A 25,702-nucleotide genomic window follows, 5' to 3' on the forward strand; every position below is an offset into this window, starting at 1 on the left:
TGAGGGGCTTCTGTGTCTCTGACCTGCTGAAACTCTGGTGGGCGATACTGGGTTTGAACCAGTGACCTCTTCCGTGTCAAGGACTCCGGGTAGTGGTGAGACATCGCGTTTCACGCTCAGAACCGGGTGTTTCGGCGTGCTCAATCCGGCGCTGTCTGGGTCCGTAGTCACTCAGTTAGTCACTCAGTGGGCGGCGCCCCGCGCCCGGAACGGCCGGAGGCCGCACGCCCGGCACGGAGGCGCCGCGCCGGCGGAGCCGGCGCCTTGACGGAGTGAAGAAAGTTCTCACCAATAGCGCAGCTGGCTCCCTCTGTTGAGTGCCACACTCGCACCATGGACCTGAAACGGGATGGGGTTCGGCCACGTCTACTCGGGAAGGCTGCACGCCGAAATCGTTCTCGTACCCGAGTTGCAGTCGCGTGCCTGGGGCTTGGCTTGGCTATCGGCGCAATCTCGATCAGTGCTATCCGACTGGCCGACCGTCACCATTCCCCGGAACCGGAGGCAGCGCCCAGCGCTCCCTGCAGCGACACCGTCGCCTACATGTCAGGTGGACATCGCCGCATCCGCATTTTTCCGCAAGGGCTGGCGGCGCCCGAAGGGGAAAGGTTCTCGGGCGCACGGGCGGTTCGCGTTGAGGCGCAGGGCTCCTGCGCAGATCAGATCACCTTTGGTCTGCCAACCGAAACGCGCCCATCGCTGGCCATCGATACGAAGACATTTCCGTTGGATTCAAGTGGCATTGTCATTCAAATGTCGTACCCAACCTGCATGCTGACTCGGAGCTCACAAGCTCGCTGCTACGGCGGCCTCGCCCAAGTGGACTACCACGTCACGAACTGATGTGCGGTCCACCTATTTGCTAAAGACACCGAGGGGGTCGAATGCAACGCTCGAACCAGCCGCCCTCATCCGCACCCGAACAAGCGCTGAGCAACGAGCAAACATCGAGGGCCTCGGACAATCGCCGCGGTACCGACATAGGCAAAGGACGCACTCTGCCTGCTGGAGGCTCCCCGCGCCCGCTCGTCGGCAGGACCGCACTGATCGCGGCACGAGCGGATACCCGCCATCAGTCCTGATGTGGAGGCTGGCCCGCGTGGACATTGCCCCCAAGCAGCCACACTCGTCCGTCCTGGTCGGGTGGACGCTCCGTAGGGTCTGAGATGAGAAGCGCAACCGAGTAGGGCTCATCATCTGCTCGCTCGCTGGCCCAACTAAGGGCTTCGCGCACGTCGCACTCATGAAGTCGGTACCAGGAACGCAAGCCCCTGCCATCCCAGAAGTACACCCCGTAGACGGCAGTGTCCTCCCACGTTTCGCTCCTAGCGCTGGTCCTAGTGGTCGTCGCCCTTGTCCTATGGCTGAGTTCGCTGCCGGGGAACTACTTCTGAGCGGGCGACCGCTCATCGGCAACTTCCGCGCCATGAGCGGCAGTTCTCGATGGCCGGGGGGCTCACGCTCCGCGGCATGTGTTGATGCTCCAGTTCCATCGACAAACGCTCGATCAGGGTGCCTTGTGAGTGACTTCGAGGTCTTCGTGAGCATTGAACACGAAGACGCCTTCATCATCTTTCAGGCATCCCGCAGTCGCCCTGCCCATCGGGGTGCTTCGCCAATGGTCGGTGTCGTAATGCCCTTGGCCGCCCACTCCGCCGCCGCCGAACACGTGGTCGCCGATCGCGACCAACTCATCGTTCGGCAAGCGAACGGATCTCTGATCTGCGGCCCAGGTCGTTCCTTCGGGCCACACCACCGGGCTGGCGTCCAGAAGGAGGCATCCGTCGACGTACCTCAAGGTGCCGCCCAATCCGGCGTCCTCGCCACCGCCCTGCCCCAACCACCCCGAGTCGCGGGCGACCACTGGCCCATCGACCGCCACACCTGGTCTGCCGACGGTGATGAACGCGGCGACGGCGACGATCGGAATCGCCCCGATAACCAGCAAGGTTCGGCCTGGACTCATACGCAGAGTATGTGGCTGGCGCCGTCTCCAGAAGGCGCCGCACTTCACAGTGTTTCCCAATCGTGACTGACCACGTTCAACGAGAGAGTGACGCCAGCCATCCGGATCTCGGCATGACCACGCGGATCGCGGCATGTCCGGGCGTTCACTTGGTCCCGTGTTCGTCAGGCGTGGTATCGGACGCTGAACCGAGTTCCAACTTCCGCCTGCAATCGCACGGCCAAGTCTCGACCTTCTTCATCCAGTTGCCGCGCGCGCTCCTGCCACTCCGCAACCGGCAACCCAGGGTGCAGGGCGGTCATCTCGCTCAGCCAGGTAAGGAGGGCGGCAACCAGGGAGTCACTCAGGCCCAGTGCCCGCCGTAGCCACTCGGGGTCGTCCGGAAGCAGCCCGTCCGAAGCCCAGAGAGGACCAGCGCCTTCATCCCACATGATGCGGAGCGTCGACCCCTCGACCGCGTAGTCCTCCTCCCGGTCGCTGTCTTGCGGGACGTCAGGCGGAACGGCCGACCAGTAGGAGCCACGTGGATAGTCGCCGAAGTACGGCGTCCGCTGCTCTTGGTCTGGCATGACACTCATTCCACCATTACGACGTTCCGCTTCGGCACGACCGAGCACTCAGCGGCATGTGCGTGTGTTCGATCAGGCGCGGATCCGCGCGTTGATGCCCCTGGCTGAGCTGAATGATGATGCCTTACACACCAGTTCAACGACCGGCCTGGCGGTGCCCGCGGAAGGCGGCGGCGAGTTTGGTCGAGATCTGCGCCACCAGCGTCAGCAGCCCGAGGGCGATCGCCACCGTCAGCAAGGTCAACGAGTGTGTGGCCCACGCGAATATCAACAGGAGCAGGTCCACTACCCCCAACCAGAGCCCCCAATCGGAAAGCACGCCATACGCCGACGACCGCTCTTGGGAAGATGCCACGAGGTGATCCTCTCAGGCACCGGACCCTTTCGGCAGGCCGGTGCACTCACTCAGCGGTAGATCCGGACAAGTGTCCGGCGAGGCAGGCGCTATCCCGCTGACGTGTCACGGTCGCGCTGCGATACGAACCAGTCGCGGTTCATGCGGAGGGCATCGTTCATCCCGTAGCGCACGGCCAAGCGAATGAGCCAGAACGCTGCCCAGATGGACGCCAGCGCGAAGACAACGAAGAGCGGGATGACAGTCACGCCACGAATGCTAGGTCGTTAGATACGGCATCCCCACATCGGGATGAGCGAGCGGATCGCGGTAGTGGAATGCGTGCTAGCAGACCCTGTAGAACTTGCCGTGCTCCATCACCATGCAGTGGTCCGGGACCTTGTTCTGCTCGTGCATCACGAGTGCCGTGGCGCTTGCGCCGGTGAAGACTCCGACCGCGAGAGCCGCGAGCCACAGTCGCCTCCGAGGGCCTCGCAACGGATGGCCGACTTCCAGCGGTTGAACGGGTGGAAGGGCAATGGTGTCGCCCGGCACATCGCTGGTCAGGCGCGCCAGACCTTCCTTCGTCGGCACGACCAGGGCTGCGGCGACACGGCCCTCGAACTCCTCAATGGTCAGCGAACCGCGCACGTAGGCTTCCTTCAAACGCTCAGTCGCTGCGTCTCGCGCAGCATCTGACGCCCGGGCCATCGCGGGGCTCCTCTCCAGCGAGGCGTGCCCCCGCTTGCTGAGGATAACTGACCATTTGACGCATCGGCGATGGAATGCCGGCGGTGGGGACGCACGCTCATCGGCATGACCGCGCGGATCGCGGCATGAGCGGACGGTTTCAGATCACGCTCTGGCTGCCTCTGCGCGTACCCACGTGTCGAACCGCTCGGCGTTGTCACGCTGCGTCACCATGACGTTGTCGAGGGCGTAGTTGAGTTGCGATTCCAGTGCGTCGGACGGTCCAGCGTCCATGAGTAGGAGCGCCTCGGCGCGGGCGAAGAAGGTGCCGAAGTTGGATCGCTTCATCATGCCGAGGTCCCCGCCCTGCAAGCGGGTCATCATCGCCTCGCGAGAGAACATGCTCTCCAGCACGGGCCAGCCAGTCCGCTCCAGTTGAGCGATCATGTCTGCGACCGCCAGGCGGGCTGACTCATGATCTGTGACGTCCCACCAGCCGTCGGTGCCTTCTGGCGTTCCCTCTGGGTGGAGCCGTTCTCTGTACAGCCCGAGCGACTCCGGCATCGACTTGGGCATGCCTGCTCCGAGGTTCTCCGCCTGCCACCTCAACCACGGCTCGGGGGCGAAGGCCAGGTTCACGACGCACCGGAGGTGGTCGGCGCCGCTGAAGGACGAGGTCTGCACGTTGACAACGGCCCAGTCACCCGCGGCAGAAGATTTTCGCCAGTTCGGAGCCGATCCCTTGTAGCCCTGAAGGCGAGCAACAGGCCCAAGCTGGTCGCGAAGTGCGGCCTTCAGGGCCTCTTGGGCAGTCACTCGGGCAGGATGCCATGCCCTGCCGTCGAGCGACCGCTCATCGGCATGACAGCGCACGAATCGCGGCATGACAATGCGTTGCAGATTCGATAGGTCTGAGACATCCGAGCACGTCCAAGCCAAACTATGACGATGACCGACCCAAGGGACACATCACCCTTCGAGGGCGAGTTGCTCGCACGGTTCTCGGACACGTACACAACCTCGGGTGGCGAGGTCTGGGTCCGTTACGAGGACGCCGTGACCGCCATCGACCTGGCGCAGACGCAAGGTCGCCGCCTGCTTGGGATGGAGGGGTTCGTTGTTGGACAGAGCGTCTACCCGTCCATGAGTCGCATCGCCGACTTCTCGCGGCCTGGCTATCAGGGCAGCGCGTACGACGAAGCCAAGGCTCTGCTGATCGGCCCTTGGTCCGAGGTCCCGGATGACATGCATGCGGACGCCGCAGGCTCCTACATGATCGACATCGTCGTCGGCGATTGACCTCCGGCTCGCCCGGCAGCGCCTACCGCTCATCGGCATGACCGCGCGGATCGCGGCATGAGCGTGCGTTGCCGCCTGACTGTTCTAGCCTCGTTGCATGGACTTCACCACTGAGGAACTGCGGTGGATCAGCCGCAGCCTGAACGAAGTGTCGACGGGTGGAGGTCCCATCGAGGATTGGGAGTTCGACATTCGAATCGGCGCTGACGTGGAGAAGGTGCGCGCATTGCTGGGCCGGGTCAACGAGGAGTGGAACCGGCGCGAGCCCTAGCAGGCGCTACATCCGATCATCGGCAGCTCCGGGGCGGATCGTGGCATGAGCGTGCGAATTATCGGGACCGACGCTCAGGCGGGTAGTACTCGTCATAGGCGCGCTGCCACTCCTCGCTCGTGAGCGGATACTCCCGGCTGCTGCGAGGTATGGGCTCCAGGCGCGGAAGCACCTGGCCCCATTCGAAGGCACCGCCGCGCCAAGTCTTTCGAATGCGCTTGCCGTTGCGGGTCAAGCGGAACCGTCCGTCGGTGACGTCAACGAGTCCGGCATCGATGAGTGCGCCAAAGCTGGACGCGAGTTGGTCACGGCTCGGGATGCCGTGGTTGAACGCATCTGCAGTACCGATCACGCGGCTCAGTGTGGAGCCTCGCCGCGAGGTGGTGATCGAAGCCAAGATCCACGCATCGGGGCTGGTCCAACCTCTCACCTCAACCATGACTGGAGGCTATCCCGCGGGGTCGTCCGGGCGAGGTTTGCGTCGCTGGGCTCAACGCCAATGCGCACCTCATCTCGGCATGTCCGGAAGCAGTTGGCCAGCCGGATCCCTGCCCTTCCGAGAGAGCACACCCGAGGCCATGGGGTCCGGGTAGACGTCCTGCGATGTCCTGCCGACGTGGTGGGAACGTCCCTGACTGCCCGCTCAACTGGACACCTGATGTGTTCTGGCGGGGAAGGCGGCGTGCCGTGCGGGATGTCGGGCAATCAAGCCCAGGCGAGCGAGGACTTCCGCGGGCGCTCGTCGGTGAGGCCGGGATCGAGTCTGCGGTCGGTCGAAGCGGTGGGTGCGCGCGCCCGGTTCGGCTGCGCGGGACGACGATGCTGGTCGACAAGGGCACGGGCGAGGTTGTGGAGCGCTACTCATCGGCCGACGAGCTGGACGGCCACACGTACGTGCGGTGCGGGAACCGGCGGGCTTCGGTCTGCCCGACGTGCAGTCACGAGTACAAGGGCGACGCGTGGCATCTCCTGGTCTGCGGGCTGGCCGGAGGCAAGGGAGTCCCGGCGTCCGTGGCCGACCGACCTTGCACGTTCGCGACACTGACCGCGCCCTCGTTCGGCCCCGTGCACGGGCTGCGCCGGAAGGGGCCGTGTCGAGCGCGTCGGGATAAGCCGGTGTGTCCGCATGGGCGAGCGCTGTGGTGTGGCAAGAGGCATCGGGAGAACGACTCTCAGCTGGGGCATCCGCTGTGCTGGGAGTGCTACGACTACACCGGCCACGTGCTGTGGCAGTGGCATGCACCCGAGCTGTGGCGGCGGTTCACCATCGCGCTGCAGCGCCGGCTGGCTGCGGTGACCGGGTTGAGCGTGAAGGCGTTTCGGCAGCGATGCCGGATCGCCTACTCGAAGGTGGTCGAGTTCCAGGCCCGCGGGCTGATCCACGTGCACGTGCCGATCCGGATCGATGGTCCGCTCGGCCCCGACGGGAAGCCGTCCGACCTGGACCTGTCCACCCGGGACCTCGAGGACGCCGTGCGGCGGACGACCGAGTCGGTGCGCCTCGATGTCGGACCGCTGCGCAACGGGACGGCGTACCGGCTGACGTGGGGCCGTCAACTGGACTGTCGCTCGATCACCGACACCGCGGGCCGCGACTCCGAGCGCGGTGGCCGCGTGGTACATCCCGAGCAGGTGGCGGCGTACCTGGCGAAGTATCTGACCAAGGCCACCGAGGACTTCGGGCTCCCGGCGCGCGTCACCTCGGCCGTCCATGCGCGGAGTGTCGGTGCCTCGCCGCATGCTGTCCGGATCATCGAGGCAGCGAACCGGGTGGCAGGTGAGGGGGAGGCGTATGCGCGGTTGCGCGACAACTTCGCGACCCTGGGCTACCGGGGGCACCCGATCACGAAGTCCCGTTCCTACTCGGTCACGTTCAGCCAGATCCGTCGGGCTCGTCGGGCGTTCCGGAGGGATCCGGGGCTCGAGCCGGACGCGGACATCCGCGAGGTCCTCGACGACGCCGCCGACTTGCCCGACGGTTTCGAGCTGGTGTCGTCGTGGGTGTACGTCGGGCGCGGCTACCTCGATCTCGATCAGGCGGCGTCGGCGGTCATGTCGGCGGCGATCTCGCGCACGCGCCAGCCCGGCCGCCACACCTCCGCGGCCTCCCGACAACCAGCCAATCCCGGTCACCCGACTGGTCGTCAAGGGCGGAGCGCAGCGGAGTCCGAAGGACACGAAGTGCCCTTGACGAGCTGACGGGTGACCTGACCATCGAACGTCGGGAGGCCGCGGCCCTCGACCCGGCTCTCGGGAGTGGAGATGAAGCGAGAGATTGAGCTGGACCGTCCTCGGGTCCTGTATCGCGTGGAGGAGGCGGCCGAGCTGTTGAGCTTGAGCCGCGATCGGGTCTACCAGCTGATCCGGTCCAACCAGCTGCGGTCGGTGCAGGTGGGCAAGTGCCGGCGGGTGCCGGCTCGGTCGCTGGACGAGTACGTGGCCCGGTTGTTGCGGGGGAGTGCCGGACGTGACGGCGCGCCGTAACCGGGGTGACGGCGGCATCCACTGGGACGAAGCGCGTCAACGGTGGATCGTCACCGTGACGGTCGGCTACGACTCACGGGGTAAGAGGCGCACGCGGCGGTTCAGCGCGATCACGCGGACGGAGGCGAACCGGAAGCTCAAGGAGCTGCTGCGAGAGGTCGACCTGGGCCTCGATGTCACCCAGGGCGGCGTGACGGTCGGGGAGGTGATCGAGTCGTGGCTGGCCCACGGGTTGCATGGTCGCGCCCCGGGAACGGTGGAGCAGAACCAGCACCTCGCCCGGGCCCACATCGTCCCGCTCATCGGCAAGAAGCGGCTCCGTGAGCTTCGAGCGCACGACGTGGACCGGATGCTCGGCGCCCGCCGGCACCAGCTCAGCACCTCGACGCTCCAACGGGTGCTCTCGATCCTGCGGCGCGCGATCCGCTGGGCGGAGGCTCGCGACCTGGTCGGCAGGAACGTGGCCCTGCTCTGCACAGCCCCGACGGGCAAGGGAGGCCGCCCGTCGAAGTCCATGACCCTCGACCAGGCACGCGCTCTCCTGACCGCATCCGCCGCCGACCCACTCGGTGCCTACGTCACGCTCGGGATGCTGATCGGGGTCCGCAACGAGGAGTTGCGGGCCCTGACCTGGGACCACGTCGACCTCACGGGCGACCCGAACAGCGACCCTCCCGTGCCACCGCACGTGCGGGTCTGGCGATCGGTGCGGGCCGGTGGCGACACCAAGACGCGGCTGTCGCGGCGAACCCTCGCGCTGCCGGCCCACGCCGTCGAGGCGCTCGAGAGGCATCGTGCCGTGATCCAGCAGCTGGGTCGGTACGACGAACGCGGCCTGGTGTTCTGCACCAGCAGCGGGACCGCCCTGGACTCGGCCAACGTGCGGCGGATGTTCCGCAACGTCTGCACGAAGGCCGGCCTCGAGGCGGGGGAGTGGACCCCGCGCGAGCTCCGGCACTCGTTCGTCTCCCTGATGAGCGATGCCGGCGTGCCCCTCGAGGAGATCGCAAGGCTGGTCGGGCACGGCAGCACGAAGGTGACCGAGACGGTCTACCGCAAGCAGCTGCGACCGATCCTGACGGGCGGGACCCAGGTCATGGACACCCTGTTTGACCTGCCCGACCAGGCCGCCGACGAAGACGACCGCGAGAGTTAGTCACTCAGTTAGTCACTCAGTGGCAACAAGAAAGCCCCTCGGCCTGTTCGGCTGAGGGGCTTCTGTGTCGCTGACCTGCGGTGATGCTGGTGGGCGATACTGGGTTTGAACCAGTGACCTCTTCCGTGTCAAGGAAGCGCGCTACCACTGCGCCAATCGCCCGAGAGCAACAACGATCCCACAAGGGGATCGATGATGTTCGAGGTGGAGACGGGATTTGAACCCGTGTAGACGGATTTGCAGTCCGTTGCCTCGCCTCTCGGCCACTCCACCGTGGAGGTCAAACCAAGAGAGAGACCTCTCCGAGCGGACGACGAGGCTCGAACTCGCGACCTCAACCTTGGCAAGGTTGCGCTCTACCAACTGAGCTACGTCCGCTTGCGATCCGCGGCCCGGGGGCCTCGGTGCGAAAGGAACATTAGCCGAACCCCACGGGCGTGCAAAATCGGCCCCCCTCGGGCGTGTTCGCCCGCCGTGCACGGCTCGTTCACCCTCCTAGAGTGGTCGCCATGCGCGCCTGGATGAACGGTGAAGTCCTGTCCGACCCGACCGCCCCGGCCGTCGGAGTGACCGATCACGGGCTCACCGTGGGCGACGGAGTCTTCGAGGCGGTCAAGGTCGTCGACGGCCAGCCGTTCGCCCTGACGCTCCACCTGGAGCGACTCGCGCGCTCCGCCGCGGGTCTCGCGCTGCCGGAGGTCGACACCGACGCCGTACGACGTGGGGTGGCCGCCGTGCTCGAGGGCCAGGAGCTGCGGTTGGGTCGGATCCGGATCACCTACACGGGCGGGCCGGCGCCGCTGGGCTCCGGTCGTGGCGACGCGCCCCCGACCCTGATCGTCGTCGCGGACGCGATGGGGGAGTGGCCCGAGACGACGCGCGTGGCGACCGTGCCCTACCCGCGCAACGAGCGGGGCGCACTGGCCGGTCTGAAGACCACGTCGTACGCCGAGAACGTCGTCGCGCTGGCCGCCGCCCACGAGCGGGGCGCGAGCGAGGCGATCTTCGCCAACACCGCCGGCAACCTCTGCGAGGGCACCGGCACCAACGTCTTCTACGTGCTCGACGGCGAGCTGCGGACGCCGACGCTGGCGAGCGGCTGCCTGGCCGGCGTGACACGGGCGCTGCTGCTCGAGTGGTACGGGGGTCGGGAGGTCGACGAGCCGATCGAGGTCGTCGAGCGGGCCAGCGAGGTCTTCCTCGTCTCGACCACCCGCGACGTGCAGGCCGTCTCGCACTGGGACGGCATCGAGCTGCCCGCGCCCGGGCCGGTCACGCTCGAGGCGATCGCGACCTGGCGCAAGCGTGAGCCGGAGCTACTGGGCAGCTGAGCCGAGCAGTGCCGCCACGAGCCCGTCGAGGTCGAGGTGCTCGCTCTCGGTCCCGGCCGGGACCAGGGCCAGGGAGCGGGTCAGGAACTGGTGCACCGCGTCGGTGTGCGCCTGGGCGACCAGGCGGCCGTCGGGGGATTGGAACTCGAGCACGACCACGGCGCGGCCGTCCTCGTCGATGCTTGGCCACGCCTGGAGGTCGCCCTGGCCGGCCGGGTCGGTCATGCCGCGGCGCAGGGTGGAGCGGCTCATCGCCCACCGCACGTCACCGGCCGGGTTGGGGAACGTGATCCACACGGCGTACGGGTCGCGCGGGTCGTAGCCGAACGATGCGGCGAGCTCGAGGCTGCGGCCGCGGCCGTCGAGGCAGTGCAGGGTCAGCTCCTGCGACAGCGCCTGGGACATCGGTTGCTGTGGGACGGGCTGCTGGGTCATGTGGGTGCTCGGTTCCTCGGTCCTCCCGGCCCCCGTGCACCGGTCTGTCGAGGAGACGCACCAACCCGCCACTCGTGACGGCGATCCCGGAATGTGATGGCGGCGCGGGCATACGCTAAGGTTTCGCACCGCACCGCAGGGGCGATTGGCGCAGTGGTAGCGCGCTTCGTTCACACCGAAGAGGTCACTGGTTCGAACCCAGTATCGCCCACCATCAGGACCCGCAGCTCGAGGAGAACTCCTCGCCTGCGGGTCTTTTTTGGTGGCACCGACCGGGCCCGGTCGGGGGTCGGGCCCGGTCGGTCGTCTAGCGCAGACCGATGTTCACGTAGTAGGTCTGCCCGTCGTCGAGCGCCACGCCGACCCGCCAGTAGCTGCCGGCCTGGGTCTTCTCGGTCTTCCAGTTGTACTGGTACTGGCTGCCGTCCCAGGTGTACGTCGACCCGACGGTGCCCGTCGTTGTGTACGCCCCCTCGTTGACCGCGGCACTGGTGGGACCGCCCTTGACGGGCGTCAGCCACTGCGGGGCGGCGGCGGTGCGGACGACCTGGCCCGCGGCGTTGCGCACCAGGAACTTCATCGGGATGGCCTGGCCGGCGTTGAACACGCTGGTCGAGAGCCCCGTCTGGTGCGCGGTGTCGTTGACCGGCTGCAGGAACAGCTGCGTGCCGTAGCCGTAGATGACCCGGTAGGTCAGGGTCGCCGAGCCCTCGTTGCCGGCCCGGTCGACGGCTCGTCCCGTCACGGTGAACGTGCCCACGCCGCTGCTGGTGCCGCCGGTGGTCGTCATCGTCGCCGGGGCGGCGAGTCCGCTGGTGCTGTCGCTGCCGCTCACGGTCGCGGCAGGGACAGCGCCCAGGGTGTAGGTCATGCCGTCGCTGACCCCGCCGAGCCTCACCGTCGGGGCGACGGTGTCGACGTTGAGCGGGCCGACCGTGGCGCGAGCGGTGTTGCCGGCGTTGTCGACCGCCGACCCGGTCACCGAGTTGCTCCCCTGGGCGGAGGTGGTGACATCGGGCTGGCAGGCGGCGATCCCGCTGGTGCCGTCGCTGCAGGTGAAGGCCACGGTCACCGGGGTCCGGTACCACCCGGCCGCGTTCGGGCTGGTGGTCGCGCGTCCGGTGATCCCGGGCGGCGTCTTGTCGACGAGCACGGTGACCGTGGCGGTCTCTTCCCGGTTGCCGGCGTTGTCCACGCTCCAGAAGGCGACCCGGTGGGTGCCCTCGCGGCTGACGGAGACCGCCGTGCCGTCCTGGGTCGGGCCGCCGTCGACGGAGTAGCGGGTGACGGCGACGCCGGACAGCGAGTCACTGGCGGTCAGGCGCAGTGTGACGTCGCTGCTCTGCCAGCCGTTCGGCGGCGTGGCGGAGGTGCTCGGGGCGGTGCGGTCGATCTTGAGCCCACGGACGGTCACGGACCGGCTGTTGCCCGCCAGGTCGCTGACCGACGCCGAGGTCGACAGGTCGTCGCCCTCGCCGGTGACGGTGCTGTCGGCGGGTCCCGAGCCGTCCACGCCCGAGAGGGCGTCGGTGGCGGTCCAGCGGACGGTCACGTCCCCGGCGTACCAGCCGTTGGCGTTGGGCGGCGTCGTGGCGCGGCCGGTGAGGTCCGGCCGGGTCTTGTCGACGTCGACGCCGGTGATCCGGAAGGGCGCGCCGGTGTTGTCGGCGCCGTCGGTGGCGGCACCGCCGGCGGACTGCCCGCGGCCCTCCCCGAAGGTCACCCCGTCGGGGCACGAGACGACGCCGGACAGGCCGGCCTGGTCGGCGCAGGAGAAGGTAGCGACGACGTCCGCGTTGAACCAGCCGTGCGCGTTGGGTCGCGCGGAGAGCTCGCCGGTGACCTTGGGAGCGGTCTCGTCGACGCTCACGGTCGCCTCGTCGGTCGCGCGGTTGCCGGCGCGGTCCGTCGCGATGCCGACAACGTGCTGAGCGGCGCCCTCCCCGCGGGTGACCGGGGTGGTGCAACCGGCCATGCCCGAGTCGGCATCGGTGCAGGTGAACGTGACGGTCACGTCGGAGTTGTTCCAGCCGCTGGCATTCGGCTGGGGCGACAGGCTGTGACTGATGCCCGGAAGAGTCCGGTCGATCTTCACCGTGACGGTGTGCCGCTGCTCCACGTTGCCGGCGTGGTCGAGGCTCCAGACCTGGACCGTGTGCACGCCCTCGGAGTCGAGCACGACCCGGTCGCCCTCCACGGTGTCCCCGCCGTCGACGACGTAATAGGTGCCCTCGACGCCGGACAGGGTGTCGCCCGCGGACAGGTCCACCGTGACCGCGCTGTTGGTCCAGTCCGAGACGTCGGAGACGGTCGTCACCGGAGCGGTGCGGTCGATCCGCACCGGGTGGCTGGTGGCGGAGGTCTGGTTGCCGGCCCGGTCGCGGACCGTGGCGCCGGCCACGAGATCCCGGCCCTCGCTCGTGATCGTGCTGTCGGCCGGTGCCGGGCCGTCGAGGCCGGAGAGCGCGTCGGACGCGGTCCAGGCGACGGTGACGTCGCCGCGGTACCACCCGTCGGCGTTCGGCTGGCTGGTCACCGCCCCGGACAGGGACGGTGCGGTCTTGTCCACCTCGAGCGGACCCACCACGAGGTCGTCCTCGTTGTCGGCGGCGTCGGTGGCCGTGCCGTGGACCCGCTGGCCGGCGCCTTCGCCGACCACGACCGGCGCGGTGCAGTCGGCGATGCCGGACAAGGCGTCGTCGCAGGTGAATCCGACGGTGACGTCGCCGTCGTACCAGCCGTTGGCGTTCGGGGCCCGGTCCGGGCCGCCGGTGATCGTCGGGTCGACGGTGTCGATGCTGACCAGCGCGGAGTCCGTACGCCGGTTGCCGGCGTTGTCCGTCGCAGCGCCCTGGACGGGCTGGTCCTTGCCGTCGGTGGTGACCGGCTCGTCCGGCGAGCAGGTGGCGACCCCGGACAGGGCGTCGTCGCAGCCGAAGTGGACCTTGACGGGGCCGTTGTTCCAGCCGGCTGCGTTGGGTGCCGGGCGGACCTCGTGACCGATGGTCGGGTCGGTGAGGTCGATCTTGACCGTCACCGTGTGGGCCGGCTCGGTGTTGCCGGCGTTGTCGACGCTCCAGTAGGTCAGCGTGTGGACGCCCTCGGTGCTCAGGGTGAGCGAGCTGCCCTGGTGTGAGGTGCCGCCGTCGACCGCGTAGTAGGTGCCCTCGACCCCGGACAGTCCGTCGGCGGCACTCAGGCTGACCGTGACGGCGGAGTTGTTCCAGCCGGCCGGCGCGTCCGCACCCGTGGTGGGCGCCGTGCGGTCGATCTTGACGGCCGGGCTCTGGGCGCTGGTGGAGTTGCCGGCACGGTCGGTGACCGTGGCGCCGGCCCGCAGGGCCTCGCCCTCGCCGGTGATGGTGTCGTTGCCCGGCGGCACCGGGATGCCGGAGCGGTCGTCGTCGGCCGTCCAGTGGATGGTGACGTCGCCGGCGTACCAGCCGTGGGCGTTGGGCGCCGTCGTCGGCTCGCCCGACAGGGTGGGCGCGGCCTCGTCGACGTTGACGCCCGAGACGGTGTCGCTGGACTCGTTGCCGGCCGCGTCCCGGGCGGTCCCGGTCACGGACTGGTCGGTGCCCTCGCTGAGGGTCTGGTCAGCAGTGACCCCGTCGAGGCCGGACAGCTGGTCGTGCGCGTCGAAGTGGACGGTCACGTCGGTGTTGTTCCAGCCGTAGGCGTTGGCGACCGGGCTGCGGTGCCCGGTGATCGTCGGCTTCGTGCGGTCCAGGCTGACCCGTGCGGTGTCGCTGGCGCCGTTGCCCGCGTTGTCGGTGGCCGTGCCGGTGACCTCCTGGCCCGCACCCTCGTCGGTCACGTCGCTGGGGTCGCTGCAGGAGGCCACGCCGGAGAGCCCGACCTGGTCGTCGCAGGTGAAGGTCACGGTGACGTCGGTGTTGTTCCAGCCGTTGCCGTTGGCGGGCGGTGTGAGCGCGTGGGTGATCGTGGGCGCGGTCTTGTCGATCTTCACCGTGACGCTCTGGACGTCCTCGGTGTTGCCTGCGACGTCGGTGCTGGCGTAGGCCACCGTGTGGGTGCCCTCGTCCTCGAGCACGACGCTCGTGCCCACGTGGGCGGCTCCGCCGTCGACGCGGTAGCTCGTCGAGGCCACGCCGGAGAGGCCGTCGTGCGGGGTCAGGGTCACCGTGACGCCGTGGTTGGTCCAGCCGCCGGGCGAGGACGCGTCGGTCCAGGGTGCGGTGCGGTCGATCTTCACCGGCTCGCTGGTCGCGCTCGTCGTGTTGCCGGCCTTGTCGGTGACGCTGGCCGAGACGGTCTGCCCCTCGCCGTCGCTGGACAGCACGGCGGCCGGCGGGACGGGGCCCGCAAGGCCGGACAGCGTGTCGGAGGCGGCCCACACCTCGGTGACAGGCGTGTTGTACCAGCCGTGGGCGTTGGGCAGCGTCGTCGGAGCGGCGCTCAGGTCGGGCGCCGTCTCGTCGACGTTGATGCCCGTCACGGAGGTGGCCGCGGAGTTGCCCGCGTTGTCGGTGGCGCTGCCGTCGACACGTTGGTCGGCGCCCTCGCTCAGTCGGCGGGGCTGAGTGACCTGGTCGATGCCGGAGAGCCCGTCGGTGGCCTTGAACGACACGGTGACGTCGTCGGCGTACCACCCCGCGGCGTTGGCGGCCCGGTCCGGGGCGCCGGTGATCGCCGGCGGGGTCTTGTCGATGTTGATGGCCGCGCTGCCGGTCACGCGGTTGCCGGCGTGGTCGCTCGCGCTGCCGGCGACCCGCTGGGCGAGGCCCTCAGTGCTCACGACGCTGGGTGCCGTGCACTCGTCGAGGCCGGACAGGTTCGTCTGGTCCTCGCAGGCGAAGCTGACCGCCACGTCGGTGTTGTTCCAGCCGTTGGCGTTGGGCGCGGGGGACTGGCCAGGCGTGATGCTGGGCGAGGTCAGGTCGAGCCGGACCGTGAACATCCGGGCCGTCTCGGTGTTGCCGGCGTGGTCGACCGACCAGTACCGGACCAGGTGCACGCCCTCCGCGCCGACGGTCACGCTGGTGCCGCTGGCCGCGGTGCCGCCGTCCACGGCGTACCAGGTGCTCGCCACGTCGGAGAGGTTGTCGCTGGCGCCCAGGCCCACGGTGACGGGCGCGTTGACCCAGCCGGCCGGTACGCCGGCGGCATCCGTGGTCGGCGCGGTGCGGTCGATGCGGATGCCGTCGACGGTCGCGGTCACGGTGTTGCCCGCGCGGTCGGTGATGCTGGCGCTGGCGGAGCGGTCGCTGCCCTCGCCGTGCACGACCGTGTCACCGGGGCAGGTCACGACCCCGGAGAGGTTGTCGTGGCAGGTCCAGTGGACCGTCACGTCGTCGCTGAACCAGCCGTCGGCGTTGGGGGTGTCCACCACGGTGCCGGTGATGGTCGGCGGCGTCGTGTCGACGCTGACGAGCGGCGTGACCACGGAGGAGCTGTTGCCGGCCACGTCAGTGGCGCCGGCGGCGAACAGCTGGGCGCCACCCTCGCCGAACACGTGGGACTTGTCGGCCAACTTGATCCCGGAGAGCGTGTCGGCGGCGGTGAAGGTCGCGGTGACGGGAGCGCGGTACCAGCCGGAGGCGTTGGGCGCCGGCAGCGCGTCGACGGTGATCGTCGGCGGGGTCTTGTCGATGCTGACCGTGGCGTGGTCGGTGGCGCTGTTGCCGGCGCGGTCGATGGCTGTCCCGTTCACGGCCTGGGCGGGTCCCTCGGTGGTGACTGTCTGCGGGCCGGTGCAGCTCGCCACGCCGGACAGGTTGTCCTGGTCGGCGCAGCTGAAGGTGACCGTGACCGAGGTGTTGTTCCAGCCGTCGGAGTTGGCCGGCGGCGACTGGAGGTGCGCGATGGTCGGCGCGCTCTTGTCGATGCCGAAGGTGACCTGGTGCGCGGTCTCGGTGTTGCCCGCCTTGTCGACGGACCAGAAGCTCAGCGTGTGGGTGCCTTCGGTGGTGACCGGGACGCTGGTGCCGGTGGCCGTGGGGCCGCCGTCCAGCTCGAAGCGGGTCCGGTCGACCCCGGACAGGCCGTCGTTGGCGACGAGCGTCAGGGTGAGGTCGGTCGGGCTCCAGGCCGGCGGTGCGGTGAGCGAGGTGGTCGGCGCGGTCCGGTCGATCCGGACGGCCGGGGTGCTCTGCACGGAGCCGCTGGTGTTGCCGGCACGGTCCGTGACCGACTGAGCGGCGGTCAGGCCCGTGCCCTCGCCGGAGATCGTGCTGTTCCCGGGGCTCGTAGTGACACCGGACAGGGCGTCGGTGGCGGTCCAGGCGACGGCTACGTCCCCGGCGTACCAGCCGTTGGCGTTGGGGCTCGTGGTTGGGTGCCCGATCAGCGTCGGCGCGACCTTGTCGATGTTGATCCCGCTCACGGTGGTGCTGGCGGTGTTGTCGGCGTTGTCGGTGACCGAGCCGGTTACCGACTGGCCGGCGCCGTTGGAGGACAGGACGACCGGTGAGGTTGCCGCCTTGACCCCGGACGTGGCGTCGGACGGGCTGAAGGAGACGGTGACGTCGGAGTTGTTCCAGCCGTTGGCGTTGGGCGCCGGGCTGCGGCTGCCGGTGATGGTCGGCGCCGTCTTGTCGACCTTGACCGTCACCGGGGCGCTCGTGGCGGAGTTGCCGAGGTTGTCGGTGACCGTGGTCGTCCGGGTCGTCGTGCCCTCGGTGGAGACTGTGCTGGTGGTCGGCGAGACGTTGGCGACGCCGGAGCCGCCGTTGTCGGAGGCGGTCCACGTGACGGTGGTGTCGGCCTTGTTCCAGCCCGCGCCGTTGGGGGCGGGGTTGAGCGTCGCGGTTGCGGTCGGCGCGGCATTGTCGAGAACGTACGAGGCCGTCTGCACCGCCATCGTCTCGTTCGGGTTGGTCTTGCAGTTCTTGGCGCTGTACGCCTTGACCGTGAATGCTTGGAGCCCGTTGCCGGCTCCGGCGGTCCAGGCGGCGCCGGAGAACGTCCAGCCGGTCAACCCACTGTTGTCGGTCTTGGAGTCGACCAGGGCGTTCGAGCCGTTGTAGACCTCGACGCACTTGGAGCTGTCGGTGGTGACGGTCAACGTCAAGGCGGCGTTCTGCTTGGCGTAGAGCGTTCCTCCGAGGTTCACGGTGTTGGCGCCACCGGTGAACCCCGCCGTGAGGACGGTGTTGGCCGTCGCGGTCGGAATGACGCCGATCGACCCCAGGACCAGCGCCAGGCTGGCCAGCACCTTCAGCCACCAGCGGTGGCCCGCTCCCGGTCGATACCCCTTGTCCAGCGTTGCTTCACACATGTGTCCCCCCGGCCACTCGCACGTGACGCCCCCACTCGAGGGAGGCGAGGTGGCCACCATCCCCGGGCGGGGCCGGGCCGCGCGGGCAGCAACCGCACGGGGTCACCGGGATTGGGTAGGGGCAGCCACCCGAAACCGGGGAGCGACGGCCCGAAGCCGACGGATACGATCGCGGGGTCCGGCTCGACCGAGCCGTGTCCACCGATCCAAGGAGCACTCCTGTGTCCGACATCAAGGTCGCCCTCGTCCACGCCGATGCGCGTGAGGAGAAGACCGTGACGACGGGCACGAAGGCGTGGGAGCTCTTCGCCGACGACCCGTCGATCATCGCCGCCCGCGTGGACGGCGCCCTGCGCGACCTGGCCCACGAGCTGGCCGACGGCGCGGAGGTCGAGGGTGTCGCGATCGACAGCAAGGACGGCCGCGACATCCTGCGGCACTCCACCGCGCACGTGATGGCCCAGGCCGTCCAGCAGCTGTGGCCCGAGGCCCGCCTCGGCATCGGACCGCCGGTCGAGAACGGCTTCTACTACGACTTCGACGTCGAGACCCCGTTCGTCCCCGAGGACCTCACGAAGATCGAGAGCGCGATGCGCAAGATCATCAAGGAGGGCCAGAAGTTCGACCGGCGCGTCACGACCGACGCCGACGCGCTCAACGAGCTCAAGGACGAGCCCTACAAGGTCGAGCTGATCGGCCTCAAGGGCTCCGGCAAGTCCGACGACGCGGCCGAGGGCGCCAGCGTGGAGGTCGGCGCCGGCGAGCTGACGATCTACGACAACATCAACCGCAAGGGCGAGGTCGCGTGGAGCGACCTGTGCCGCGGCCCGCACCTGCCCACGACCAAGCGCATCCCCGCGTTCAAGCTGATGCGCTCGGCGGCGGCGTACTGGCGTGGCGACGAGAAGAACAAGCAGCTCCAGCGCATCTACGGCACCGCCTGGGAGTCCAAGGAGGCGCTCGACGAGCACCTCTTCCGCATCGAGGAGGCCGAGCGCCGCGACCACCGCAAGCTCGGCCGCGACCTCGACCTCTTCAGCTTCCCCGACGAGATCGGCTCCGGCCTTCCGGTCTTCCACCCGAAGGGCGGCGTGATCAAGCGGGAGATGGAGGACTACGTCCGCCGCCGGCACATCGAGGAGGGCTTCGAGTACGTCGGCACCCCGCACATCGCCAAGGAGGGGCTGTTCTACACCTCCGGCCACCTGCCCTACTACGGCGAGGGCATGTTCCCTCCGCTCGACGTCGACGGCATGGACTACCGCCTCAAGGCGATGAACTGCCCGATGCACAACCTGATCTTCCGGTCGCGCCAGCGCTCCTACCGCGAGCTGCCGCTGCGGCTCTTCGAGTTCGGCTCGGTCTACCGCCATGAGAAGTCCGGCGTCATCCACGGCCTGACCCGCGTGCGTGGCTTCGCCCAGGACGACTCGCACTCCTACGTCACCAAGGAGCAGGCGCCGGCGGAGATCAAGCACCTCCTCGACTTCTGCCTCGGGCTGTTCCGGGACTTCGGCCTCGACGACTTCTACCTCGAGCTGTCGACCCGTGACGACTCCAAGCCCGACAAGTTCATCGGCTCGGACGAGGACTGGGAGATCGCGACCAAGGTCCTGGAGGACGTCTGCATCGAGTCGGGCCTCGAGCTCGTCCCCGACCCCGGCGGCGCGGCCTACTACGGACCCAAGGTGTCGGTGCAGGCGCGCGACGCCATCGGCCGCACCTGGCAGATGTCGACGATCCAGTACGACTTCAACCAGCCCTCCGCTGACCGGTTCAACCTCGAGTACGTCGCTCCCGACGGCTCGCGCCAGCAGCCGGTGATGATCCACTCCGCCAAGTTCGGCTCGATCGAGCGGTTCATCGGCGTGCTGGTCGAGCACTACGCCGGCGCGTTCCCCCCGTGGCTCGCCCCGGTGCAGGTGCAGGCGATCCCGGTCGCCGAGGCGCACGTCGACTACCTCTACGACGTTGCCAGGCAGCTGCAGAAGGCGGGGATCCGGGTCGAGGTCGACGACTCCGACGACCGGATGCAGAAGAAGATCCGCAACGCGCAGCTGCAGAAGGTGCCGTTCATGATGATCGCCGGCGGCGACGACATCGCGGCCGGGGCGGTGTCGTTCCGCTACCGCGACGGCCGGCAGGAGAACGGCGTCTCGATCGAGGACGCGATCGCCCGCGTGGTCGCGGCGGTCGAGTCCCGCGAGCAGGTCTGAGCCTTGCCCGAGGAAGGGCTCCGGCAGGACGGCGTGGGTGACCCCGACGCCCTCGACCGTCTGTGGACTCCCCACCGGATGGCCTACATCCGGGGGGAGAACAAGCCGGCCGACGGGTCGTCGGATGAGTGCCCGTTCTGCCGGGTGCCCACGCTGTCCGACGAGGACGGGCTGCTGGTGCACCGGGGTGAGCTCGCCTACGTCGTGCTCAACCTCTACCCCTACGCACCGGGCCACCTGATGGTCTGCCCCTACCGCCACATCGCGGACTACACCGAGACCACCGACGAGGAGGCGGCCGAGATCGCCGACCTCACCCGGCACGCGATGCGGGTGCTCCGGTCGGTGTCCGGGGCCGGCGGCTTCAACATCGGCATGAACCAGGGGTTCGTCGCGGGGGCCGGCATCGCCGCCCACCTGCACCAGCACGTGGTGCCGCGCTGGCCCGGCGACCAGAACTTCATGCCGATCATCGGGCGCACCAAGACCCTGCCCGAGCTGCTCGGCGACACCCGCGAGCTGCTGGCGAAGGCCTGGACGGCGTGAGCGACCTCCTCGACGACGCGGCCCTGGCCGCCGACCTGGTCCGCGAGGCCGGCCGGCTCGCCCAGCGGATGCGGGCCGAGGGGCTGGCCGCCGAGCACAAGACGTCGATCTCCGACATCGTGACCGCGGCCGACAAGGCCGCCGAGCGGCTCGTCGTCGACCGCCTGACCGCCGAGCGGCCGCACGACGCGATCCTGGGCGAGGAGGGCACCGACCGGGCCGGCACCAGCGGTCGCACCTGGGTCATCGACCCGGTCGACGGCACCTACAACTTCCACCGCGGACTCACCTGGTGGTGCTCGGCCCTCGCCCTGGTCGACGAGGACGACGTGCTGCTGGGCGCGGTCTTCCACCCGCACGACGACGACCTCTTCGTCGGCGGCCCGGAGCTGCCCTCGACGCGCAACGGGGACGAGCTGCCCGCGCTGGTCGACGTACCGCTGGGGGAGACGTGCGCGACCACCTACCTGCACCCGCCCTTCGACGACCCCGCGATCGCCGCGGCCTTCGCCCGGGCCGTGGCCGGGGTCGCCACCCTGCGGATGTTGGGCTCGGGGACCATGGACGCGATGGCGATCGCGCAGGGGCAGATGGGGGTGAGCTTCCAGCACACCGTCGCCGACTGGGACCGGCTCCCGGGGGCCGCGATCATCCGGGGCGTCGGGGGAGTGGCCCGCCAGGTCGAGGCCGGCGGAGTCGTCTGGTCGGTCGCCGGGGCCCCCACGTCGGTGGCCCAGGTCTGCGAGGCCCTCGGAGCGCGTTGACCCGTCCGGGCCATTGCCCATCGCGGTGGTCGGGAGCATCGTGTCGAGAGCGGCGGCGCCGTCGGGGTGCCGCCCCCGATGCCCCCAAGGAGGCCTACTGATGTACGCGCGCTCCACCACGATCAAGGGCGACCCCGGCAACATCGACGCCGGCATCACCTACATCCGCGACGAGGTCATGCCTGCGATCACGGCCATGGACGGCTGCGCCGGCATGTCGCTGGTCGTCGACCGCTCCTCCGGCCAGTGCATCGCGACCAGCTCCTGGCGCGACGAGGCCTCCATGCACGCGAGCGGCGACCGGCTCGCGTCGTACCGCGCCCGTGGCGGCGAGGTGCTCGGCGGCACCCCCACCGTCGAGGAGTGGGAGGTGGCCGTGATGCACCGCGACCACCAGACCTCGCCGGGCGCCTGCTGCCGGATCACCTGGACCCGGGCGAGTGACCTCGACGGGACCGTCGAGTTCTGGAAGTCCCGTGTGCTGACGCAGCTCGAGGGGATGGACGGCTTCTGCAGCGCCAGCTTCCTCATCGATCGCGCCGGCAGCCGCACGTGCGGCACCGCCGTGTTCGACTCGCAAGCGGCGCTCGACGCCACCCGAGCGGACGCGGCCAGGATGCGCGAGACCGCCACCCGTGAGATGGGTGTCGAGTTCCTCGACATCGCCGAGTTCGAGCTGGCCATTGCCCACCTGAGGGTGCCCGAGCTGGTCTGACCCGGCGACCCGGCCGGCCCCCCTCCCCGTGCGGGGGCCGGCCGTGGCCCGCCACCCCCTGCATGACACCGGAGGATCCATGTACGCACGTTCCATCACGTTCCACGGCGACGCCGACCGGCAGGACGAGGGCGTCGACTTCGTCCGCGACGAGGTGCTGCCGACCATCTCCCGGCTCGACGGCTGCATCGGCCTGTCGATGGTCGTGGACCGCGACACCGGCCTGAGCATCGTCACCAGCTCCTGGGACTCCCGGGAGGCCATGCGGGCCAGCCTGCCGCGGCTCGCCAACGCCCGGCTCCGGGGCGCGGAGATCTTGGGCGCGACGCCCGAGCTGGCCGAGTGGGACGTCGCGGTCATGCACCGGCGGCACATGGTCACCGCGGGTGCCTGCTGTCGGGTGACGTGGCTGCGACTCAACCACGGCGACGTCGATCGCGGTATCGGGATCTATCGCGACGCGATGATCCCCGAGATGGAGTCACTGGCCGGATTCTGCAGCGCGAGTCTGCTGGTCGACCGGGAGAACGGCCGCGCCTGCAACACCACCGTCTACGACAGCGCCGAGTCGCTGGCGGCCAGCCGCGAGCGCAGCTGGGCGATCCGCGACGCGGGGCTGCGGGACGCCGGGGTCGACGTACTGGACGTGGCCGAGTGCGACGTCGTCCTGGCCCACCTGAGGCTGCCCGAGCTGGTGTGAGCCGTCAGGAGACTAGGTGGGGGTGCGCCGCGAGACGCCCTTGGAAGTCGAGGATGCGGGGGTTGACGATGCGCCCCTCGCGGATCTCGATCGCCCGGCTGAGCGTCTCGTTGGCGTCCCACGACGCCCCGCCCTCGAGCACCGGGCGCAGGAACGGGATGAGCGCGTTGCTGTTCTCCCACGTCGCCGAGCTCCAGAGGTACGACGGGGTGTGGTCGACGGCGTAGTAGTGCACGTTGCCGACGTCGAAGGTCGGCTCGTCGAACGTCGTCGGGCGCGCGAAGGTGAAGCCCATCGCCAGGTCGCAGGAGACGTCGACGATCAGGCTCCCGGGCCGGAACGCCCCGAGGTCCTCCTCGCCGAGGTAGATGAGCGGGGCCGCGGTGTCCTGCAGGGTGCAGTTGACGATGATGTCGTTCTCCGCGAGGTACGCCGCCAGCGGCTCGCGGCCGCGATCGGTGATCACGTGGCTGACGCGGGGGGAGTCGGGGTCGTGGTCGAACTGCCGGATCCGTACCGAGTGGATCGGTGAGCCGACCGCGGCGACCTGGCGGTTGGTGAGCACCGCGACGTCGTGGACTCCGTGTGCCTTGAGCGCGGTGACCGCCCCGCGGGCGGTCGCTCCGAAGCCGATCACGACGGCGCTCAGCCGTCGGCCGTAGTCGCCGGTGATGCCGGCCAGCTCCATCGCGTGGAGCACCGAGCAGTAGCCGGCGAGCTCGTTGTTCTTGTGGAACACGTGGACACCGACGTTGCCGTCACGGGTCCAGTGGTTCATCGCCTCGAAGGCGATCAGCGTCAGGCGCCGGTCGATCGCGAGCTGCGTGAGCTCGGTGTCCTGCACGCAGTGCGGCCAGCCCCACAGCACCTGGCCGGGGCCCAGGGCGGCGACGTCGGCGTGCTGCGGCTTGGGCAGGAGCACCACGTCGGAGCCGGCCAGCAGCTCCTCGCGGGAGGCGAACCCGGCGACCACGTCGGACAGGTCCTCGTCGCGCACGCCGAAGCGCGCGGCGTACCCGTGCTCGAGCGTGATCCGTGCGCGCAGGTCGGCGTCGAGGAGCGCGAGGTGGTCAGGATGGAGCGGCAGCCGGTGTTCGTTCTCCTTGGCCGAGGAGCCGATGACCCCCAGCGACAGGAGCGTCACTTCTTCTTGGTGACGAGCTTCTCGGAGAACGTCTCCTCGTGGCCCTTGGCGCGCTTGTCCGCGCGTTTCTCCTTGATGGACTTGCCGGTCTTCTTGGTCATGCCCTGCCGCGGCGACTTGTCGCTCATGTGCGGTCCTCTGATCGGAAGCCTGAATGGCTCCGTACTGGTGACACTACGCCTGATCACCAACCCCGGGACCCGCTACGGGTAGCCTGCTCGCGCCATGATGGAACGTTTCCGCGCCTTCTGGACGAAGGTCATCTCCCCGGTTGCCCACCTGCTCATCAAGCTCGGCGTCAGCGCCGATGCCGTCACGCTCGTGGGGACGCTCGGCGTCTGTGCCGGCGCCCTCGTGTTCTTCCCGCAGGGGAAGCTGCTGACCGGCGTCCTGGTGATCACCGCGTTCGTGTTCAGCGACCTGATCGATGGCTACATGGCCCGGCTGACCGGCAAGTCGAGCAAGTTCGGGGCGTTCCTCGACTCGACGCTCGACCGGGTCGGCGACGGTGCCATCTTCGGCGCGCTCGCGCTCTACTTCGCCGGGCCGGGCGACAGCACGCTCTACCTCGTGCTGGCGCTGGTCTGCACGGTGATGGGCTCGGTGACGTCGTACGCCCGGGCCCGCGCCGAGGGCCTCGGCTTCCAGGCCAAGGTCGGTATCGCCGAGCGCGCCGACCGCCTCGTCGCGATCCTGGTGATGACCGGCCTCAGCGGCCTGTTCGACCTCCCGATCCTGCTGTACGTCGCCCTGTGGGCCCTGTCGGTCGCGAGCACCGTCACCGTCGCCCAGCGGATCTGGGCGGTGCGTCAGCAGGCGCTGGCCGAGGCGGCGTCCTGACCGCTCCCGATGCGAGACGCCCGGGCGTGTCGCACTAGGATCGAGGCATGGTCGAGAACACCCCCGTAGACGGAAACACCGGCACCACGCGCGTGAAGCGCGGCATGGCAGAGATGCTCAAGGGCGGCGTCATCATGGACGTGGTCACCGCCGAGCAGGCCAAGATCGCCGAGGACGCCGGCGCCGTTGCCGTGATGGCGCTCGAGCGGGTGCCCGCAGACATCCGTGCCCAGGGTGGCGTGTCGCGGATGAGCGACCCGGACATGATCGACTCGATCATCGAGGCCGTCTCGATCCCCGTCATGGCCAAGGCCCGGATCGGCCACTTCGCCGAGGCCCAGGTCCTGCAGTCGCTGGGTGTCGACTACATCGACGAGTCCGAGGTGCTGACGCCGGCGGACTACGCCAACCACATCGACAAGTGGGCCTTCACGGTGCCGTTCGTGTGCGGCGCGACCAACCTGGGTGAGGCGCTGCGCCGGATCACCGAGGGCGCGGCGATGATCCGCTCCAAGGGCGAGGCCGGCACCGGCGACGTGTCCAACGCGGTCACCCACATGCGGACCATCCGCGCGGAGATCCGCCGGCTGGCGGCGCTCGAGGGCGATGAGCTCTACGTGGCGGCCAAGGAGCTGCAGGCGCCGTACGAGCTGGTCAAGGAGGTTGCCGCCAACGGCAAGCTCCCCGTGGTGCTGTTCACGGCCGGTGGCATCGCGACCCCCGCGGACGCGGCGATGATGATGCAGCTCGGCGCCGAGGGCGTCTTCGTGGGCTCGGGCATCTTCAAGTCCGGCAACCCCGAGCAGCGTGCCGAGGCGATCGTGAAGGCCACGACGTTCTTCGACGACCCCGACGTGGTCGCCAAGGTCTCCCGCGGTCTGGGGGAGGCCATGGTCGGTATCAACGTCGAGGAGCTGCCGCAGCCGCACCGCCTCTCCGAGCGCGGTTGGTGACCTCACCCCGTTAGCCTTTCGACCGTGGCCCGATGACCTCATCGGGCCA

24 protein-coding genes and 4 tRNA genes are annotated in these 25,702 nt (G+C 69.2%); 14 read left to right on the forward strand and 14 right to left on the reverse strand.

Annotated elements, in window-relative coordinates; all coding sequences use genetic code 11:
• Positions 1-1,507 precede the first annotated feature (1,507 nt).
• From FB382_RS06515 to FB382_RS06540, 6 genes are all read right to left on the reverse strand, one after another.
• Positions 1,508-1,966, reverse strand: coding sequence for a hypothetical protein (locus FB382_RS06515; RefSeq protein ID WP_182537772.1), 459 nt, complete (start codon positions 1,964-1,966; stop codon positions 1,508-1,510).
• Positions 1,967-2,130: 164 nt separating this feature from the next.
• On the reverse strand, positions 2,131-2,535 hold the full coding sequence (locus tag FB382_RS06520; protein ID WP_182537774.1) for a hypothetical protein: 405 nt from the start codon (positions 2,533-2,535) through the stop codon (positions 2,131-2,133).
• A 136-nt stretch (positions 2,536-2,671) separates the two neighbouring features.
• The gene (locus FB382_RS06525) at positions 2,672-2,890 is read right to left on the reverse strand and encodes a hypothetical protein (protein ID WP_182537776.1); all 219 of its coding nucleotides are present in this window, start codon (positions 2,888-2,890) and stop codon (positions 2,672-2,674) included.
• An 89-nt stretch (positions 2,891-2,979) separates the two neighbouring features.
• Positions 2,980-3,138 carry a hypothetical protein gene (locus FB382_RS06530; protein WP_182537777.1) on the reverse strand — a complete coding sequence of 53 codons (159 nt, stop codon included), beginning with the start codon at positions 3,136-3,138 and terminating at the stop codon, positions 2,980-2,982.
• Between the two features lie 76 nt (positions 3,139-3,214).
• Positions 3,215-3,580 carry a DUF1707 SHOCT-like domain-containing protein gene (locus FB382_RS06535; protein WP_246377107.1) on the reverse strand — a complete coding sequence of 122 codons (366 nt, stop codon included), beginning with the start codon at positions 3,578-3,580 and terminating at the stop codon, positions 3,215-3,217.
• A 144-nt stretch (positions 3,581-3,724) separates the two neighbouring features.
• Complete coding sequence (locus FB382_RS06540; RefSeq protein WP_182537781.1) at positions 3,725-4,375, reverse strand: DUF4304 domain-containing protein; 651 nt, start codon at positions 4,373-4,375, stop codon at positions 3,725-3,727.
• Between the two features lie 240 nt (positions 4,376-4,615).
• On the opposite strand from FB382_RS06540, the gene FB382_RS06545 reads away from it, so the two are divergent.
• Positions 4,616-4,858 (forward strand): hypothetical protein, encoded by a 243-nt coding sequence (locus FB382_RS06545; protein ID WP_182537783.1) that lies wholly within the window; start codon positions 4,616-4,618, stop codon positions 4,856-4,858.
• 97 nt (positions 4,859-4,955) lie between these two features.
• Positions 4,956-5,129, forward strand: coding sequence for a hypothetical protein (locus FB382_RS06550; protein ID WP_182537785.1), 174 nt, complete (start codon positions 4,956-4,958; stop codon positions 5,127-5,129).
• Between the two features lie 58 nt (positions 5,130-5,187).
• Here the strand turns inward: FB382_RS06550 and FB382_RS06555 are convergent, their stop codons facing one another.
• Complete coding sequence (locus tag FB382_RS06555; protein WP_182537788.1) at positions 5,188-5,568, reverse strand: hypothetical protein; 381 nt, start codon at positions 5,566-5,568, stop codon at positions 5,188-5,190.
• Between the two features lie 164 nt (positions 5,569-5,732).
• Between FB382_RS06555 and FB382_RS06560 the strand changes: the two genes are divergently transcribed.
• The 3 genes from FB382_RS06560 to FB382_RS22815 all read left to right on the forward strand — a co-directional run bounded on the left by FB382_RS06560 (position 5,733) and on the right by FB382_RS22815 (position 8,769).
• Positions 5,733-7,328, forward strand: coding sequence for a replication initiator (locus FB382_RS06560; RefSeq protein WP_343055507.1), 1,596 nt, complete (start codon positions 5,733-5,735; stop codon positions 7,326-7,328).
• Between the two features lie 63 nt (positions 7,329-7,391).
• The gene (locus tag FB382_RS06565) at positions 7,392-7,613 is read left to right on the forward strand and encodes a helix-turn-helix domain-containing protein (RefSeq protein WP_182537792.1); all 222 of its coding nucleotides are present in this window, start codon (positions 7,392-7,394) and stop codon (positions 7,611-7,613) included.
• The gene (locus FB382_RS22815) at positions 7,597-8,769 is read left to right on the forward strand and encodes a tyrosine-type recombinase/integrase (RefSeq protein ID WP_182537794.1); all 1,173 of its coding nucleotides are present in this window, start codon (positions 7,597-7,599) and stop codon (positions 8,767-8,769) included. The genes FB382_RS06565 and FB382_RS22815 overlap by 17 nt, the downstream gene beginning before the upstream one ends.
• Before the next feature lie 87 nt (positions 8,770-8,856).
• Here the strand turns inward: FB382_RS22815 and FB382_RS06575 are convergent.
• From FB382_RS06575 to FB382_RS06585, 3 genes are all read right to left on the reverse strand, one after another.
• A tRNA-Val gene (locus FB382_RS06575) sits at positions 8,857-8,931 on the reverse strand.
• A 40-nt stretch (positions 8,932-8,971) separates the two neighbouring features.
• Positions 8,972-9,042: transfer RNA gene (locus tag FB382_RS06580), tRNA-Cys, on the reverse strand.
• 32 nt (positions 9,043-9,074) lie between these two features.
• Positions 9,075-9,147, reverse strand: a tRNA-Gly gene (locus tag FB382_RS06585).
• Between the two features lie 131 nt (positions 9,148-9,278).
• Here FB382_RS06585 and FB382_RS06590 point away from each other — a divergent pair.
• Complete coding sequence (locus FB382_RS06590) at positions 9,279-10,100, forward strand: aminotransferase class IV (protein ID WP_182537795.1); 822 nt, start codon at positions 9,279-9,281, stop codon at positions 10,098-10,100.
• On the opposite strand, the gene FB382_RS06595 is transcribed toward FB382_RS06590, so the two are convergent.
• A complete protein-coding gene (locus FB382_RS06595) occupies positions 10,086-10,535 on the reverse strand; it encodes an SsgA family sporulation/cell division regulator (RefSeq protein ID WP_246377110.1) in 450 nt (149 codons plus the stop codon). The two genes, FB382_RS06590 and FB382_RS06595, sit on opposite strands and share 15 nt — an antisense overlap.
• A 139-nt stretch (positions 10,536-10,674) precedes the next feature.
• Here FB382_RS06595 and FB382_RS06600 point away from each other — a divergent pair.
• Positions 10,675-10,749: transfer RNA gene (locus tag FB382_RS06600), tRNA-Val, on the forward strand.
• A 93-nt stretch (positions 10,750-10,842) separates the two neighbouring features.
• Here FB382_RS06600 and FB382_RS06605 read toward each other — a convergent pair.
• Entirely contained in the window at positions 10,843-17,775 is a 6,933-nt protein-coding gene (locus tag FB382_RS06605) for an OmpL47-type beta-barrel domain-containing protein (RefSeq protein WP_182537797.1), read from the reverse strand.
• 221 nt (positions 17,776-17,996) lie between these two features.
• Between FB382_RS06605 and thrS the strand changes: the two genes are divergently transcribed.
• The 5 genes from thrS (at position 17,997) to FB382_RS06630 (ending at position 22,716) form a co-directional block, all read left to right on the forward strand.
• Positions 17,997-19,991 carry a threonine--tRNA ligase gene (gene thrS, locus FB382_RS06610; RefSeq protein WP_182537800.1) on the forward strand — a complete coding sequence of 665 codons (1,995 nt, stop codon included), beginning with the start codon at positions 17,997-17,999 and terminating at the stop codon, positions 19,989-19,991.
• Positions 19,992-19,994: 3 nt separating this feature from the next.
• Positions 19,995-20,537 (forward strand): HIT family protein, encoded by a 543-nt coding sequence (locus FB382_RS06615; protein WP_246377111.1) that lies wholly within the window; start codon positions 19,995-19,997, stop codon positions 20,535-20,537.
• Positions 20,534-21,301, forward strand: coding sequence for an inositol monophosphatase family protein (locus FB382_RS06620; protein WP_343055508.1), 768 nt, complete (start codon positions 20,534-20,536; stop codon positions 21,299-21,301). The genes FB382_RS06615 and FB382_RS06620 overlap by 4 nt, the downstream gene beginning before the upstream one ends.
• Positions 21,302-21,401: 100 nt before the next feature.
• Positions 21,402-22,016 (forward strand): hypothetical protein, encoded by a 615-nt coding sequence (locus FB382_RS06625; protein WP_182537802.1) that lies wholly within the window; start codon positions 21,402-21,404, stop codon positions 22,014-22,016.
• A gap of 79 nt (positions 22,017-22,095) precedes the next feature.
• Entirely contained in the window at positions 22,096-22,716 is a 621-nt protein-coding gene (locus tag FB382_RS06630) for an antibiotic biosynthesis monooxygenase (protein ID WP_182537804.1), read from the forward strand.
• Positions 22,717-22,720: 4 nt separating this feature from the next.
• Here the strand turns inward: FB382_RS06630 and FB382_RS06635 are convergent, their stop codons facing one another.
• Both FB382_RS06635 and FB382_RS22500 read right to left on the reverse strand, forming a co-directional pair.
• A complete protein-coding gene (locus FB382_RS06635) occupies positions 22,721-23,860 on the reverse strand; it encodes a Rossmann-fold NAD(P)-binding domain-containing protein (RefSeq protein WP_182537805.1) in 1,140 nt (379 codons plus the stop codon).
• Positions 23,857-23,988, reverse strand: a complete 132-nt coding sequence (locus FB382_RS22500) for a hypothetical protein (protein ID WP_260430599.1) — start codon at positions 23,986-23,988, stop codon at positions 23,857-23,859. The genes FB382_RS06635 and FB382_RS22500 overlap by 4 nt, the downstream gene beginning before the upstream one ends.
• A 97-nt stretch (positions 23,989-24,085) precedes the next feature.
• Between FB382_RS22500 and pgsA the strand changes: the two genes are divergently transcribed.
• On the forward strand, positions 24,086-24,700 hold the full coding sequence (pgsA, locus tag FB382_RS06640; RefSeq protein WP_182537807.1) for a phosphatidylinositol phosphate synthase: 615 nt from the start codon (positions 24,086-24,088) through the stop codon (positions 24,698-24,700).
• A gap of 47 nt (positions 24,701-24,747) precedes the next feature.
• Entirely contained in the window at positions 24,748-25,653 is a 906-nt protein-coding gene (gene pdxS, locus FB382_RS06645; protein ID WP_182537808.1) for a pyridoxal 5'-phosphate synthase lyase subunit PdxS, read from the forward strand.
• Positions 25,654-25,702: the final 49 nt, after the last annotated feature.

This window comes from Nocardioides ginsengisegetis, assembly GCF_014138045.1.
Classification (GTDB): domain Bacteria; phylum Actinomycetota; class Actinomycetes; order Propionibacteriales; family Nocardioidaceae; genus Nocardioides; species Nocardioides ginsengisegetis.